15 protein-coding genes are annotated in these 15,123 nt (G+C 66.7%); 10 read left to right on the top strand and 5 right to left on the bottom strand.

Going from position 1 to position 15,123, the window contains the following annotated elements:
- Positions 1–221 precede the first annotated feature (221 nt).
- Both KW845_RS17175 and rpe read right to left on the bottom strand, forming a co-directional pair.
- A complete protein-coding gene (locus tag KW845_RS17175) occupies positions 222–959 on the bottom strand; it encodes a phosphoglycolate phosphatase (protein ID WP_218370550.1) in 738 nt (245 codons plus the stop codon).
- 7 nt (positions 960–966) lie between these two features.
- Complete coding sequence (gene rpe, locus KW845_RS17170) at positions 967–1,698, bottom strand: ribulose-phosphate 3-epimerase (RefSeq protein WP_218370549.1); 732 nt, start codon at positions 1,696–1,698, stop codon at positions 967–969.
- Positions 1,699–1,801: 103 nt separating this feature from the next.
- Here rpe and apaG point away from each other — a divergent pair, with 103 nt between their 5' ends.
- Genes apaG through KW845_RS17145 form a run of 5 tightly spaced genes read left to right on the top strand, consistent with a single transcriptional unit; the run spans position 1,802 to position 6,480 of the window.
- Positions 1,802–2,176 carry a Co2+/Mg2+ efflux protein ApaG gene (gene apaG / locus KW845_RS17165; RefSeq protein ID WP_218370548.1) on the top strand — a complete coding sequence of 125 codons (375 nt, stop codon included), beginning with the start codon at positions 1,802–1,804 and terminating at the stop codon, positions 2,174–2,176.
- Positions 2,177–2,210: 34 nt separating this feature from the next.
- Positions 2,211–3,515 carry a murein transglycosylase A gene (locus tag KW845_RS17160; RefSeq protein ID WP_218370547.1) on the top strand — a complete coding sequence of 435 codons (1,305 nt, stop codon included), beginning with the start codon at positions 2,211–2,213 and terminating at the stop codon, positions 3,513–3,515.
- The gene (locus tag KW845_RS17155) at positions 3,512–4,681 is read left to right on the top strand and encodes a UbiH/UbiF family hydroxylase (protein WP_218370546.1); all 1,170 of its coding nucleotides are present in this window, start codon (positions 3,512–3,514) and stop codon (positions 4,679–4,681) included. Before KW845_RS17160 ends, KW845_RS17155 begins: the two co-directional genes overlap by 4 nt.
- Positions 4,682–4,700: 19 nt before the next feature.
- Positions 4,701–5,495 (top strand): DsbC family protein, encoded by a 795-nt coding sequence (locus KW845_RS17150; RefSeq protein ID WP_218370545.1) that lies wholly within the window; start codon positions 4,701–4,703, stop codon positions 5,493–5,495.
- A gap of 28 nt (positions 5,496–5,523) precedes the next feature.
- Complete coding sequence (locus tag KW845_RS17145) at positions 5,524–6,480, top strand: D-2-hydroxyacid dehydrogenase family protein (protein ID WP_218371409.1); 957 nt, start codon at positions 5,524–5,526, stop codon at positions 6,478–6,480.
- Positions 6,481–6,650: 170 nt separating this feature from the next.
- On the opposite strand, the gene ttcA is transcribed toward KW845_RS17145, so the two are convergent.
- Together ttcA and folB are read right to left on the bottom strand one after the other, a co-directional pair.
- Complete coding sequence (ttcA, locus tag KW845_RS17140; RefSeq protein ID WP_218370544.1) at positions 6,651–7,610, bottom strand: tRNA 2-thiocytidine(32) synthetase TtcA; 960 nt, start codon at positions 7,608–7,610, stop codon at positions 6,651–6,653.
- A gap of 12 nt (positions 7,611–7,622) precedes the next feature.
- The gene (gene folB / locus KW845_RS17135) at positions 7,623–7,982 is read right to left on the bottom strand and encodes a dihydroneopterin aldolase (protein ID WP_218370543.1); all 360 of its coding nucleotides are present in this window, start codon (positions 7,980–7,982) and stop codon (positions 7,623–7,625) included.
- 112 nt (positions 7,983–8,094) lie between these two features.
- Between folB and KW845_RS17130 the strand changes: the two genes are divergently transcribed.
- The gene (locus tag KW845_RS17130) at positions 8,095–8,991 is read left to right on the top strand and encodes an NAD(P)/FAD-dependent oxidoreductase (RefSeq protein WP_218370542.1); all 897 of its coding nucleotides are present in this window, start codon (positions 8,095–8,097) and stop codon (positions 8,989–8,991) included.
- A gap of 85 nt (positions 8,992–9,076) precedes the next feature.
- Here KW845_RS17130 and KW845_RS17125 read toward each other — a convergent pair whose 3' ends face one another.
- Entirely contained in the window at positions 9,077–10,840 is a 1,764-nt protein-coding gene (locus KW845_RS17125; protein WP_218370541.1) for a M61 family metallopeptidase, read from the bottom strand.
- Between the two features lie 44 nt (positions 10,841–10,884).
- Between KW845_RS17125 and KW845_RS17120 the strand changes: the two genes are divergently transcribed.
- The 4 genes from KW845_RS17120 (at position 10,885) to atpB (ending at position 15,025) form a co-directional block, all read left to right on the top strand.
- Positions 10,885–11,661 carry an enoyl-CoA hydratase gene (locus KW845_RS17120; RefSeq protein WP_218370540.1) on the top strand — a complete coding sequence of 259 codons (777 nt, stop codon included), beginning with the start codon at positions 10,885–10,887 and terminating at the stop codon, positions 11,659–11,661.
- Positions 11,662–11,858: 197 nt separating this feature from the next.
- The gene (locus KW845_RS17115) at positions 11,859–13,451 is read left to right on the top strand and encodes a DUF1254 domain-containing protein (protein ID WP_218370539.1); all 1,593 of its coding nucleotides are present in this window, start codon (positions 11,859–11,861) and stop codon (positions 13,449–13,451) included.
- 195 nt (positions 13,452–13,646) lie between these two features.
- Positions 13,647–14,075, top strand: coding sequence for an ATP synthase subunit I (locus KW845_RS17110; RefSeq protein ID WP_218370538.1), 429 nt, complete (start codon positions 13,647–13,649; stop codon positions 14,073–14,075).
- A 68-nt stretch (positions 14,076–14,143) separates the two neighbouring features.
- On the top strand, positions 14,144–15,025 hold the full coding sequence (gene atpB / locus KW845_RS17105) for a F0F1 ATP synthase subunit A (RefSeq protein ID WP_218370537.1): 882 nt from the start codon (positions 14,144–14,146) through the stop codon (positions 15,023–15,025).
- Positions 15,026–15,123 lie beyond the last annotated feature (98 nt).

Genomic DNA, 15,123 nt, shown 5'->3' with positions numbered 1-15,123 from the left:
GCACGCAACAAAAAAGCCCGGTCCAGTTGCGGTTCCGGGCTTTGGCGCTGTTTCTATACAGCTTCGGCACTAGGCGGCAGATGCGTCCAGGGCCGGGAAGGGAATCATCGCCACCCGGAAGACAAACGCCACCAACGCCACGAGGCGTTGCGCATTGGGTTCGAGGGGCGAGCGTTCATGTTACAGATACGAAATTCAGGATAGCCGGTGCGCCTGGGCTGCTACGAGACGGCCGGGCCGGCGACGGGTGCGGCGGGTAGGCCGGTGTCCTGTTTCCGGTCGGCGTTCCACAGCGAAATCCACTGGGCGGCGTCGACGATGCTGGCAACTATACCATCGACATCCAGTCCGCGCACGTCCTGGCCTTCGTTGTAACCGTAGGGCACGGCCAGCACGTGCATGCCCGCGGCGCGGCCGGCCAGGGCATCATTGATCGAATCGCCGATGGCCACGGCCTGCGCCGGGGCCACGCCCAGGCGTTCGCAGGCATACAGCATCGGGTCGGGGTCGGGCTTGCGGCGCGCGCAGGTATCGCCGCACACCACTTCCTGGAAAAAGCCCGCCAGTCCGGTGCGTTGCAGCAGCGGCAGGGTGAACTCGGTGGGCTTGTTGGTGACCACGGCCAGCTTCAGGCCCTGGTCGCGCATGGCTTTCAGGCCTTCGATCACGCCGTCGAACACCGCGGCCTTGTCGCCATTGACCAGGTGGTAGTGCCGGTAGAACGACTCGCGTGCCTGCTCGAACAGGGCCGGATCGGGGTCGGCGTCGTGCAGCGAGCCGGCCAGGGCGCGGCGCACCAGGTTGTCGACGCCCTTGCCCACGAAAGTGGCCACCACGTCTTCGCGCAGGGTAGGCATGCCCAGTTCGATGCGCATGGCATTGGCGGCATGGGCCAGGTCGGGAATCGAGTCGAGCAGGGTGCCGTCCAGGTCGAGCAGCACCGCGTGGAAAGTGGTCATGGCGGTCTCAGGCGGCTAAGGTGCTGGCTTTGGCGATTTCGCCACGCAGTGCTTGAATGACACTGGCATAGTCGGGCTGGCCGAAAATGGCCGAGCCGGCCACGAAGGTATCGGCACCGGCCGCGCGAATTTGCGCGATGTTGTCGATTTTGACGCCGCCGTCGACTTCCAGCAGGATGGCTTGGCCGCCCGCCTGCGTCCAGCGGTCGATGCGTGCGCGGGCGTCGCGCAGCTTGTGCAGCGTGGCCGGAATGAAGCTCTGCCCCCCGAAACCCGGGTTCACCGACATCAGCAGCACCACGTCCAGCAGGTCCATGACGTGGTCCATGGCGTCGAGCGAGCTGGCCGGGTTGAACACCAGCCCGGCCTTGCAGCCATGGTCGCGGATCAGCGACAGGGTGCGGTGCACGTGGCGCGAGGCATCGGGGTGGAAGGTAATGATGTTGGCGCCCGCCTTGGCGAACTGCGATACCAGGTCGTCTACCGGCTCGACCATCAGGTGCACGTCGATGGGCACTTGCACGTGCGGCCGGATCGCGGCGCACACCATCGGCCCGATGGTCAGGTTGGGCACATAGTGGTTGTCCATCACGTCGAAATGGATCCAGTCGGCACCGGCGGCGACGACATTGCGCACTTCTTCGCCCAGCCGGGCAAAGTCGGCGGACAGGATGCTGGGGGCGATGCGGGTGGCGGCCGGGGACGGGGCTGGCATGATGATCGGGGTTTCCGCGGGCATAATGTGCCATTATTGTAGTTTGCCGCACCTGAATGCCGCCTGGCCTGCTTCGCCAACCCTGCGGCATGCCGCTCAACCGCCCTGTGCCCACCGGGAAAGGCCCTTGAAACCGTACGACCTGACCGTCACCGTTGCTCCGCGCTTCGTGCCCGAGCAGTCCGATCCCGCCGAACAGCAGTATGTGTTCGCCTATACCGTGCGCATCACCAACACTGGCGAGCATCCCGCCCAGGTCATCAGCCGCCATTGGATCATCACTGATGGCAACCAGCGCGTGCAAGAAGTACGCGGCCTGGGGGTGGTGGGGCAGCAGCCCTTGCTGGCGCCGGGCGAGACCTTCGAATACACCAGCGGCTGTCCGCTCAATACGCCGGTGGGCACCATGCGGGGCACCTACCATTGCGTGGGCGAGAACGGCATCCCGTTCGAAGTGCCCATCGCCGAATTCCTGTTGGCCATGCCGCGGACGCTGCATTGACGGCCCTGGCTGCCCCTCTTTTCCTGTCATGCCCATGAAGCGTTTTCTTAGCTTGTTGTGTCTGCCGCCGCTGCTGCTGGTGGCGTGCAGTCTGCCCGAAGTCCCGCCCGAACAGGGCGGGCCGGACCAGCCTGGCACGCCGGGCGCCGCCGCCCCCTCGGAAACGGGCCCCCTGGTGGTGCCGCCGCTGTCGGCCTTGCGCGATACGCCCGCACGCACGCTGGGCGGGCGTTTCCAGCGCGCCACCTGGGCCGAGCTGCCGGGTTGGTCCAGCGACGACCTGTCCCAGTTCTGGCCCCTGTTCATCCGCAACTGCAAGGGCCTGATGCGGCCCACCAGCGGCAACCTGGCGGCACCGGCACGCGCCACCCCGCGCGCCTGGCAGCCCGTTTGCGCAGCCGCCGCCGACCCGGCCCGCGCCCCCGCGGATGCTGCCGGCGTGCGCCAGTTCCTGCAAACCTATTTGCAGCCATGGCGCTTGAACGGCGCCGACAATCGCCCGGCGTCGAATACGGTCACGGGCTATTACGAACCGCTGGTACGCGGTTCGCGGCGGCAGGAAGGGGCGTACCAATGGCCGCTGTACGCGGTGCCCGACGATCTGCTCACCATCGACCTGGGGGCGGTGTACCCCGAGCTGGCGGGCAAGCGGGTGCGCGGCAAGCTGGCAGGCAAGCGTGTGGTGCCCTACGACACCCGCGCCGGCATCGAGTCCTCCAGCGAACGGCCGCCGGCCATCGTCTGGATCGACGATCCGGTCGACAATTTCTTCCTGCAAGTGCAGGGGTCGGGCCGCGTGCTGCTGGCCGACGGCCCCGATGCCGGCACGACCATCCGGCTGGCCTATGCCGACCATAACGGCCAGCCCTATGCATCCATCGGCCGCTGGCTGATCGCCCAGGGCGAACTGCGCGCCGACCAGGCGTCCATGCAGAACATCCGCGCCTGGGCGCAGCGCAACCCGGCACGCGTGCCTGAAATGCTCAATGCCAATCCTGCCGTGGTGTTCTTCCGCGAAGAAGCCGTGGTCGACCCCGAACTCGGGCCGAAGGGGGCTTACGGCATCCCGCTGGCGCCGCGCCGTTCCATTGCCGTCGATACCGGCTTCGTGCCGCTGGGCGCGCCCGTGTACCTGGCCACCACCTGGCCGGCATCCGAGCGGCCCCTGCAGGGCCTGGTGTTCGCGCAAGACACCGGCACGGCCATCAGGGGCGCGGCGCGCGCCGACTTCTATTGGGGCTTCGGCGACGACGCCGGCGCACAGGCCGGCCGCATGAAGCAGCGCGGCCAGATGTGGGTGCTGTGGCCGAAGCAGGCCGGGGAGCCCAGCGCGCGATGACCCACCAGATTGTCGTCTGCGGCGCCGGCATCGTCGGGCTGGCCAGCGCGCTGGCCCTGGCGCGGCGCGGGCAGCGGGTGGCCTTGCTGGCGCCGGTTTCCACGGTGCCCGCCGCCGACCCCGACGCCTATCATCCGCGGGTCTATGCCATCTCGCCGGCCAGCCAGCGCTTCCTGGCATCGCTGGGGGTCTGGGACGCCATGCCCGCGGCGCGCATCATGCCCGTGCAGGCCATGGAAATCCATGGCGATGCCGATGGGCGCGTCGATCTCAACGCCTGGCAGGCAGCTCAGCCGCAACTGGCCTGGATCGTCGAGTCCGGTGAAGTCGAGCGCGTGCTGATGCAAGCCGTGCGCATGTTCGGCATTCCCTGGCTGCCCGAGCGCTGCGTGGGCTATCGCGACGGTGCTGTCGAGACCAGTTCGGGCGAGTGGTTGCGGGCCGAACTGTTCGTCGGCGCCGACGGCGCGGCCTCGCCGCTGCGCAACGCCGCCGGCATATCGCACCGCTCGGTGCCTTACCCCGACACCGGCCTGGTGGCGCACCTGGATGCCGAGCACCCGCATCAGGGCACCGCATTGCAGTGGTTCCGCGACGACGGCGTGCTGGCCCTGTTGCCGTTGCCGGATACTTCTGCCGGCCCGCAGGTGTCGATGGTGTGGTCGATGCATGACGCGCAGGCGCAGGCCTTGCAGGCCCTGGCGCCCGAAGCGCAGGCGGCCCAACTGGAACAACTGCTGGCGCGCGCCGCGCACGGGCGGCTGGGCCGCCTGCGCGTGCGTAGCAAAATCCACGGCTTTCCCCTGGCCCTGGAGCAGGCCAGCATGATGGGGCCGGGCATCGCCCTGGCCGGCGACGCGGCGCATCGCGTGCATCCGCTGGCCGGGCAAGGCCTGAACCTGGGCCTGGGCGATGTCGAGGCCCTGGCCCGCGTGGTGGGCGAACGCGAATCCTACCGTTCGGCCGGCGACGCCCGCGTGCTGCGGCGCTACCAGCGCGCCCGCGCCGAATCGGTGTTCGCCATGCGCCTGGCTACCGATGGCCTGTACCGCTTGTTCGGCACGCGCGCCGCACCGCTGGCCTGGCTGCGCAATGCCGGCATGCAATGGGTCGACGCTTCGTCTTTCCTGAAGCGCCATCTGATCGACGGGGCCTCGCGCAACTAGCCCGCCCCAAGGAGCACCAATGAATTTCCGTTTTTCCGTATTGCTGGCCCGTGCCCTGTGCATCACCGGGCTCGCCGCCGCCTGTGGCGCCTGGGCGCAGCAGGCACCCGCCGGCCACGACCAGGTTTATTCCACGGTATCCGGCGCGAAGGCGCCGGCGGCCACCGAATCGGTAGCCGACCCGGCCGCGCAGGCAGTGAAAGAACGCTTTGCGCAGCGCTTCACCGAACTCAGCGTCACCACGGTGCGGCGCACGCCCTACGGCATCTTCGAGGTCCAGCTGGGCAGCGACCTGGTCTATACCGACGAGAAAGTCACCTGGGTCATGGAAGGCCCGCTTATCGATGCCATCACGCGCCGCGACGTCACCCGCGAGCGCCAGGAAAAACTCGGCTCGGTGTCGTTCGATGAATTGCCGCTCGACCTTGCCGTCAAGCAGGTGCGCGGCGACGGCTCGCGCCAGATGGCCGTCTTCGAAGACCCCAACTGCGGCTACTGCAAGCAATTGCACAAGACCCTGCAGGACGTGGACAACCTCACCGTCTACACCTTCCTGTATCCCATCCTGGCACCCGATTCGCATACCAAGTCGCGCGATATCTGGTGTGCCAAAGATCCTGCCCAGACTTGGCAAGACTGGATGGTGCGCGGCAAGACGCCGCCCACCGCCGAATGCGATACGCCCATCGAACAGGTATTGGCGCTGGGCCAGAAACTGATGGTGCGCGGCACCCCCGCGATTTTCTTCAAGGATGGCAGCCGTCTCAATGGCGCTGCCCCGCTCGAGATGATCCAGGCCCGCCTGGGCCAATGACCGGAGCCTTCACGTGAATACTGATGCGATCAAGGTTGCCCTGCTCGACGATTACCATGGCGTGGCCGAGCGCTACGCCGACTGGACCACGCTCGGCCCCCAAGTCCAGGTGCAGTCGTTTCGCGACTACCTGCCCGAAGCCGAACGGGCAAGCGCCCTGCAAGACTTCGATGTGATCGTCGCCATGCGCGAACGCACGCCGTTTCCGGCGCAACTGATCCAAGCCCTGCCCAAGCTGCGCCTGCTGGTGACCACCGGCATGCGCAACCTGGCCATCGACATGGATGCCTGCACGCGGCAGGGTATCGTCGTTTGCGGGGCGCCTGGCAGCGCCGACGCCAATACCGCCACGTCCGAACTCGCCTGGGCGCATATCCTGGCGCTGTTCAAGAACCTGACCATCGAAGACGCCAACATGCGCCGCGGGCTGTGGCAAACCGGCATGCCGCGGCCGCTGGCCGACAAGTGCCTGGGGGTGGTGGGCCTGGGCAAGCTGGGCACGGCGGTGGCCCGGGTGGGCAAGGCGTTCGGCATGCACGTGCAGGCCTGGAGCCCCAACCTGACGGCCGAGCGTGCCCACCAAGCCGGGGTGGAATTCGTGCCGAAGCACGAGTTGTTCGCCAATGCCGATGTCATCAGCGTGCACCTGATACTTAGCGATCGTACGCGCCATGTGGTGGATGCCGCCGCGCTGGCCGCCATGAAGCCCACGGCTTTCCTGGTGAATACCTCGCGCGCCGGCCTGGTCGACCAGGCCGCATTGCTGGACGCCCTGCGCAAGGGCCGCATTGCCGGCGCCGGCCTGGATGTCTACGCCGAAGAGCCGCTACCGGCCACCGATACCTTGCGGGCGTTGGATAACGTCGTGTTGACGCCGCACTTGGGGTATGTGAGCCCTGAGAATTTCACGGCGTTTTATCGGAGTGCGCTTGAGGTGGTGCAAAGTTGGGTTGCGGGCAAGCCAGTGCGGGTGTTGAACGCGTAGCTTGATCCTCGGGGGATTGTTCTTCTGGCGTCGTGGCGTGCTGGCGTGAGCGCCTTGGCTTCACGGTGCCGTCGGGCGCCCTGCGCGCCCGGTTCGGCCCCGAGGCGCCGCGGCACTCACTCCCGCCCGACCCGACGCCAGAAGAGCAACCTATCCCAGCACCAAATCCATCAACCTGACCGCGCAAACACCAGCCTCTGCTCCGTCACGCCAGAATCGGTACAGGTATCGCCCCCCGCAGCTTGCGGATCGACCGGGTCCACCGGATCGAACGCCGTGTCGCCATTGGCGTCCGGCACGCCCGAGGGCTTGAGTCCTGCGAAGTCGAACAGGTCGCGGTCCATCAGGTGCGACGGCACCACGCGCGACAGGGCGTTGAACACATTCCAGGAACGGCCCGGATGCTGGCGGTCCCAGTCGCGGATCATGCGTGCCACTTCCTGGCGCTTCAGGTTTTCCTGCGAGCCGCACAGATTGCACGGAATGATAGGGAACTGCTTGAACTTGGCGTATGTCACCAGGTCGCTTTCGGGCACATAGGCCAGCGGCCGGATCACGGTGTGCCGGCCGTCGTCGGACACCAGCTTGGGTGGCATGGCCTTGGCCTTGCCGCCGTAGAACAGGTTCAGGAAAAACGTGGCCAGGATGTCGTCGCGATGGTGGCCCAGGGCGATCTTGGTGGCGCCCAGCTCGCCGGCCACGCGGTACAGGATGCCGCGCCGCAACCGCGAGCACAGCGAGCACATGGTCTTGCCCTCGGGGATCACCCGGGTCACGATCGAGTACGTATCCTGCGTCTCGATATGGAAGGGCACGCCCAGCGCACTCAGGTACGTGGGCAGCACATCGGGCGGAAAGCCCGGCTGCTTCTGGTCCAGGTTGACCGCCACGATGTCGAACGGAAAGGGCGCGCGCTTGCGCAGGCTGAGCAAGATGTCGAGCAGCGCGTACGAGTCCTTGCCGCCCGACAGGCACACCATGACGCGGTCGCCCGCCTCGATCATGTTGTAGTCGGCCAGGGCCCGGGTGGTTTCGCGCGCCAGCCGCTTGGCCAGCTTGTTGCCTTCGTGGCGGACTTTCTCTTCAGCCGGCGTGCGGACGGTCACGGAAGGGTCGGTAAGGTCTTGCATGGCTGGTCCGGTCTAGCGATTGATCTGGATCTCGACACCCACGGCGGCGCAGTCGGAAAACGCCATGGGCTTGCTGATGCGCAGCCGCAGCGCGCGGACTTCATCGAAGTCGCGCAGCAGGCGGGCCGCCACCTGTTCGGTCAGCGTTTCGATCAGGTTCACGTGCGCCTGGGTGCATTCTTCGACGATGGCTTCGCGCAGTTGCCGGTAGTCGAGCACACTGTGGATGTCGTGGTCATCGACGCTGCGGGTGATGTCCACGTCGAATTCGGCATCGATGTGCAGCGGCTGGGTGGCCCGGCGTTCGTGCTCGAGAATGCCGATGCGGGCATCCAGCGCCAGCCCGGAAAGGATGATGCGGCGTGTAGGCATGATCGATACCTGGAAGAGGGAACCGGAATTGTAAGGCGGGCGGGGCCCCTGGCTACAATCCGCTTGATGCGCCTGCACGGCGCGTAGCATCGCCATACGGAATACGACAGACATGCAGCAATATGACGCGGTGATCGTGGGCGGCGGCCCGGCCGGGGCCTCGTGCGCCATCTGGCTGGCCCGGCTGGGCCTGGCGCCGCTGCTGGTCGAGGCCGACGCGCGCCTGGGCGGGCTGAGCAATGACAACCCGTTCGTCGACGACTGGATCGCCGTGCTGCCCGGCGTCACGGGCCAGCAAGTCGCGGCCAATATTGCCGATAGCGTGCGGGCTGCCGGCGTGCCGGCGCACCTGGGCACGTATGCGCGGCACGCCCGGCGCACCGCTGGCGGTTTCCAGGTGGACCTGGACGCCGGGGCGGCGTCCACCGCCGTGCAGGCGCGTGCCCTGGTGATCGCCTCGGGCGTGCGCGCGCGCGGCCTGCCGGGCTATCCGGCCGATACGGCCTGGCCCGGCGTCTTCGTGGGGCCAGGGTCGTCCATCATGGCGCAAGACTACGCCGGCCTGTCGGTGGCTGTCCTGGGCGGGGGCGACAATGCCTACGAAAACTTCGTCTATGTGCGCAACCGGGGGGCGCGCAGCGTGCACTTGTACGCCCGCAGCGTGCGCGCGCAGCATCAATGGGTTGCGCGGGCCGGGCAAGACGGCGTGCGCGTCGGTCCGTACCGGGTCGATCCGGCGGCACGCACCGTCGATGGGCGCGCTTACGACCTGATCCTGGTGTTCTACGGCTGGGAGCCGCAGGCCGCCTTTGCCGATGGCCTGGGGCTGCAGCGCGACGCGCGCGGCTATATCCGCACCGACATCGCCACGGCCGAAGCCAGCGTGCCCGACGTCTACGCGATAGGCGAAGTGGCCCATCGCATGCATCCCTGCGTGGCGACCTCGCTGGCCGATGGGGTCGTGGCGGCCAAGGCCATCCAGCGCCGCTGGGAACGCGGCGCCGGCTAGCCAGGCGCCAGGCGCCCAAGCGTGCCCAGGTCGTCTCACCCGGACAGTGCCTGGCACCCGGCGGGAGCCGGGCACCTGCGCCGCACTATTTCGCCGACAGCGTGCAGTCCAGCGCCGCGGGCGGCGCCAGCCGGACCTTGAACGCGCGCAGTTCGTCGCGCCGGAACACGTGCACCGTCACACGGTCGCCCGCGCGGTACTGTGCCAGCAGCAAGTCCAGCCCGGCCGGCGCGTCCACGCGCAGGCCATCGACCGCCACCAATACATCGCCGGCCGACAGTCCGGCCTTGTGGGCCGCGCCGCCTTCGAGCACGGTGGCCAGCGCCAGCGATTCGTCTTGCTTGCGCGTGCGCACATCCAGCGACGGGATGTTCACGGTGGACTTCCATTGCAGGCCGACGCCGTGCGGGGCCAGCAGTTCGGCCAGCGGCACGTCGGCCGTGCCATAGGCGTAGCGGGCCACAAAGCGCCGCACGTCCACGCCGGTGGCTTCGCGCACCAGGGCGGGCAGGGCGTCTTCGGGCAGGCCTTGCGGCTTGCCGCGATAGAAATCGCGACCGTAGCGCTGCCACAGCAGCCGCATGACATCATCCAGCGAATGCGTGCCGCCTGAGTCGCGCCGGATGGCCAGGTCCAGCCCCAGGGCCACCAGCGCGCCCTTGGTGTAGTAGCTGACCAGGGCATTGGGCGAGTTCTCGTCCTGCTTGTAGTAGCGGGTCCAGGCATCGAACGAGCTTTCGGCCACCGACTGCTTGCGGCGCCCTGGCGAGCGCGCCACGCCGGTGATGGTCTTGGCCAGCAGGCGCAGGTAATCGGTCAGGCCGATGGTGCCCGAACGCAGCAGCATCAGGTCGTCGTAATACGAGGTGAAGCCCTCGAATATCCACAGCAGGCGGGTCAGGTCGGGCTGCTGCAGGTGATAGGGCACGAAGGCGGCCGGCTTGATGCGCTTGACGTTCCAGGTGTGGAAGTATTCGTGGCTGACCAATCCCAGGAAGCCGCGGTAGCCCTCGCCCTGGCCCTGCTGGCCCAGCACCGGCAGGTCTTTGCGCGTGGCCATCAGCGCGGTGCTGGCGCGGTGTTCCAGGCCGCCATAGCCGTCGCCCACCACCATGGTCATGAAGACATAGCGATCGCTGCTGTCCAGGAACGGCGCGCGCTTGGTGCGCGGCTCGAAGAAAGCGATCTGGGTTTCGCAGATGCGGCGCGCGTCGGCCGCGATGCGGGCCAGGTCTAGGCGGGGCGCCATGCCGGTGAACACCAGTTCGTGCTCGGCCCCGTGCGCCGTGAAGCGGGCCACCTGGGGCGTGCCCATTTCCACCGGGTGGTCGATCAGCGCGTCGTAGTCGGGCGCCCGGTACAGGCCAAAGCCATGGCGGCGCGCTGCGCCAGCCTGGCCGCGCGCCTCGGGCAGGCTGGTGTAGACCTTCCAGCCATCGATGCCGCGCGGCGGCGCCAGGTCCAGCAGGCAGGGACTGTTTTCCTGGCCCTGCACGCGCAGGAACACGCTGGTGCCGTTGAAAAAGCCGTGCGTTTCGTCCAGGTGCGCGCCGCGCACCGACAAATCCCAGGCGTAGACGGTGTACTCGACCTGCAGGGGGCCGTTGCAGGGATCGGCCTGCCAGGTGTGATTGTCGAGCTTGGTGACGGCAAGCTGCCGGCCGCCCGCGCGCGCTTGCAGGGTCTCGACCTGGCGCGAGAAATCGCGGATCAGGTAGCTGCCGGGAATCCAGGCAGGCAGGGCCAGTTGCTGGCCGGCGGGGTCCGGTTCGGGCACCGTCAGGGTGATGCGATAGCGATGGCCGGCGGGGTCGTGGGGCTCGAGGCGGTAAATTACGGGTGTATCCATTGCGCTATCTTACTTTCCTACGCTTATTTCTCCAGGAGACATCCATGAGCGAGTCGTTTGTGCTGGTCGAAACCCGTGGCCGCGTCGGTTTGCTGACGTTGAACCGCCCCAAGGCGCTCAATGCGCTCAATGACCAGCTCATGAATGAGCTGGGTGCCGCGCTGCTGGCCTTCGAAGCCGACGACGGTATCGGCGCGGTGGTCATCACGGGCAGCGAAAAGGCGTTCGCGGCCGGGGCCGACATCGGCGCCATGAAAGACTGGTCGTACATGGACGTCTATGGCAGCGAATACATCACCCGCAACTGGGAAACCCTGAAGCGGATCCGCAAGCCCGTCATCGCCGCGGTGTCCGGCTACGCCCTGGGCGGCGGCTGCGAACTGGCCATGATGTGCGACATCATCATCGCCGCCGACACGGCCCGGTTCGGCCAACCCGAAATCAAGCTGGGGGTCATCCCCGGCGCCGGCGGCACGCAGCGCCTGCCGCGCGCGGTGGGCAAGGCCAAGGCCATGGACCTGGCCCTGACCGCCCGCATGATGGGTGCCGAAGAAGCCGAGCGCGCCGGCCTGGTCTCGCGCGTGGTGCCGGCCGACAAGCTGATGGACGAAGCCATCGAGGCTGCCACCGTGATCGCCTCGATGTCGCTGCCGTCGGTCATGATGGCCAAGGAATGCGTCAACCGTGCCTTCGAGTCCTCGCTCAACGAAGGGCTGCTGTTCGAGCGCCGCGTGTTCCATTCGTTGTTCGGCACCGAAGACCAGAAAGAGGGCATGGCCGCTTTCGTGGAAAAGCGGCCCCCGGCATTCCGCCACAAGTAACGCCTGTTACACGAGCCACGAGCACAAAAACCGTGGCCAGCAGGGCGCGCATAGGGAGACTGGTTGCCGGCTGTAACCTTTGGATGGCACCTTGTTGCAGCTTCCGCGCCTATCCTGGAACGGCGTTATGTTGAAAAGGCCGCCTGCCGCCAGGCGGGTGGCCGGCTCGTTTGCCAACAACGAACAAGGAGCCCCCCATGCATAGTCGTCCGTTCTCTTCTGCCCGCCGCTGGCCCAAGGCCGTACTGGCCGGCGCGCTGGGCACCTGCTTCGCCTGCGCCGCGCTGGCCCAGTACCCGCAGCCGCAGCCCTCGATGCGGCTGGTGTCCGAAACCCCCATGGCCGCGCCCAGCTCGGCCGTCACTGCCGAAGAATTGCAGGACATTGCGGTTGACGCGTACCTGTACGCCTACCCGCTGGTGCTGATGGAAGCCACGCGCCGGGCCTCGACCCAGGTACAGACCTCGCTGGCCGGCAAGGCGCCGATGAACCAGTTCGGCCATCGCACGGTGTTCCCCGATCCGGGCGTTACCGACGTGGCCTGGCCCAGCACCGACATGCTGTATTCCAGCCTCTGGTACGACGTGTCGCGCCAGCCGCTGATCGTGCGCGTGCCCGCCTCGGGCGGCCGCTATTACGCGCTGTCGCTGCTGGACATGTGGACTGACGAGTTCGCCTCGCGCGGTACCCGCACCACCGGCAATGGCGAGCAGACTTTCGCCATCGTCGGCCCGCATTGGAAGGGCACCGCGCCAATCGGCGCCGACGTGGTGCGCAGCCCCACCGACATGGGCTGGCTGATCGCCCGCATCCAGACCGGCGGGGCGGCCGAGTACGGGGCCGTGAACCAGTTCCAGGCCGGCATGACCGCCTCGCCCATGGCGGTGCCGCCGCCACCGCCCACGCCGATCACCCCGCAGCGCCGCGGCGCTGCCAAGCCGGCCGTCTGGCCGCAAAACCAGGCCAGTCCGGGCTATACGCCGATGGGGGGGGCGTCGGCGATGGCGCCCGCGCCGCTGCGCCCGGCCTCGTCGATTACCTGGGACACCCAGGGTTCGCCGGGCCAGCAGGTGGCCGCCATGGATCCGGCCACCTTCTTCACGGTGTTTGCCGAACTGCTGCACGCCAACCCGCCGCATGCCAACGACAATGCCATCCTGTCGCGCATGCATCGCATCGGCTTGGTGGGCGGCCCGCAGCCCTTCTCGTACAGCCGCCTCGATCCGGTCGTGCAGCAGGCGCTGGCCGATGCCCGCCCGGTGGCGGGCCGCCGTATCGCGGATACGGTCGGCCAACTGGGCACACCCATGAACGGCTGGGGCATCGTCCGGCACGGTATCGGCACCTATGGCACCGACTACACGCGCCGTGCCGCCATCGCGTATGCGGGCCTGGGTGCCACCACGCCGCAAGATGCGCTGTATCCGGTCACCACCATCGACGACGATGGCGAATTGCTGCGCAGCGACGAAGACTACGTACTGCATTTCGACAAGGGGCAATTGCCGCCGGTCAATGCGTCCTGGTCCCTGATCTTGTACAACGCCAATCACGGCCTGGCCCCCAACCGCATCGGCCGCTATGCCCTGCGCAGCACCGACCCGCTGCGGTACAACGCCGATGGCTCGCTGGACATCTATATCCAGCGCGACGACCCGGGCCCCGGCAAGGCGTCGAACTGGCTGCCCGCGCCCGACCAAGGCAACTTCATGCTCAACATGCGGTTGTACTGGCCCAAAGACATCGCCCTCGACGGGCATTGGGCTCCCCCGCCAGTCAAGGAAGACTGACCGCCAGGGGCAGGCCATGCCTGCCCCTTTCCCCCGCCCAACTGCCGCAACCGGCACCGGATTGATCCGGTGCCGGTTTCTTCATTTGCTCGAGCAAAACGAATCACGCTATACTCTACGGGTTTGACGCTTGCGGGATGAAAACACGTGGTGAACCCACCGCGCATGTCGTTGCCGCAAGAGCGGGGAAGCTTGATGCAAAGCCTGGTAGAACAGAATCCGGTGCTTACCGATACCGATCGCGCGGTACTCGATGCTCAGGCTTGCCGAGGACTCTTGCGGGTATTGGCGGCGCAGGGAGCCATGGGGCTCGCAGCGGCAGCAATTGCAGGGATCATTGCGGGTACGGCGGCAGGTTTGTCGGCGTTGGCGGGGGCGGGGGCGTATTTCTTACCCAATGCGTTGTTTGCATTGCGTCTGCTCATCAACGTGCTCAAGTCAGGCCGGGCTAGTCCCGTTACTTTTTTCCTCGGCGAGATGGTCAAGCTGCTCATGACGGCACTGCTGTTGTGGCTGCTGTCGCGTGTGGCGCAAGACTGGCTGGTATGGCCGGCGGTGCTGCTCGGGCTGATCCTCACGCTAAAGGGATATCTGCTGCTGTTGCTGTTTCGCAAGTTGTCATAGCTGCTTAAAAATCATGCAAACGGTCGGTTCGCAAGGTCCGGCCACAGAGCAAACAGGGTAGGGTTCAAATGGCTGCTGCCAGCGACGTATCGCCTCAGTCCGCGTACATTCAGCATCACCTGGTGCACTTGAACAATATTGGCGAAAAGCAGTCCGTCATCGCCCAGTTCAATGTCATCAACTATGACTCGGTGTTCTGGTCCGCCCTCACCGGCTTGATCGTGGTTCTGTTTCTCTGGCTGGCTGCGCGCCGTGCCTCGGCTGGCGTACCGGGCCGTTTCCAGGCCTTCGTCGAAATGATCGTCGACATGGTCGACGAGCAGGCCAAGGGCATCGTCACCAACGTCAAGAGCCGCCTGTTCGTGGCCCCGCTGGCCCTTACCGTGTTCCTCTGGATCATCCTGATGAACGCGCTCGATCTCATCCCCGTCGACCTGATGCCCTCGCTGTGGCGCTGGACCGGCCTGGGCGCCCATCACGGCGACGTCCTGTACTACCACCGCATTCTGCCCACCGCCGACCTGAACGTGCCCATGGGCATGTCGCTGGGCGTGCTGCTGCTGATGTTCTACTACGGCATCAAGATCAAGCACCCGGGCGGTTTCGTCAAAGAACTCTTCACCGCTCCCTTCCATGCCCATGGCATCGGCGCGGTGGTGCTGGCCCCCGCCAACCTGCTGCTCAACCTGATCGAATACGCCGCCAAGTCCGTGTCGCTGGGCATGCGGTTGTTCGGCAACATGTTCGCCGGCGAACTCATCTTCATGCTGATCGCCCTGCTGGGCGGCGCCTGGACAGGCCTGAACGCGGCCAGTATCGGCCTGGGCATCGGCCACGTGCTGGCCGGTTCGGTGTGGGCCATCTTCCACATCCTGATCGTCCTCTTGCAGGCTTTCATCTTCATGATGCTGACGCTGGTGTACATCGGCCAGGCTCACGAAGGGCATTGACCCCAATTCCTGGCGCGGGCTCCTTGCCCGCGCCCGGGGCGCAAGGTTTTCTTGCATTCCAAGCAGTATCGTTTTCTTACAATTTGACTTCAGATTTC

Origin of the sequence: Bordetella sp. BOR01 (genome assembly GCF_019218885.1) — a bacterium.
GTDB lineage: Bacteria > Pseudomonadota > Gammaproteobacteria > Burkholderiales > Burkholderiaceae_B > Bordetella_A.
The sequence above is the reverse complement of the archived record's forward strand: the minus strand, read 5'-3'. Positions and strand labels throughout refer to the sequence as shown.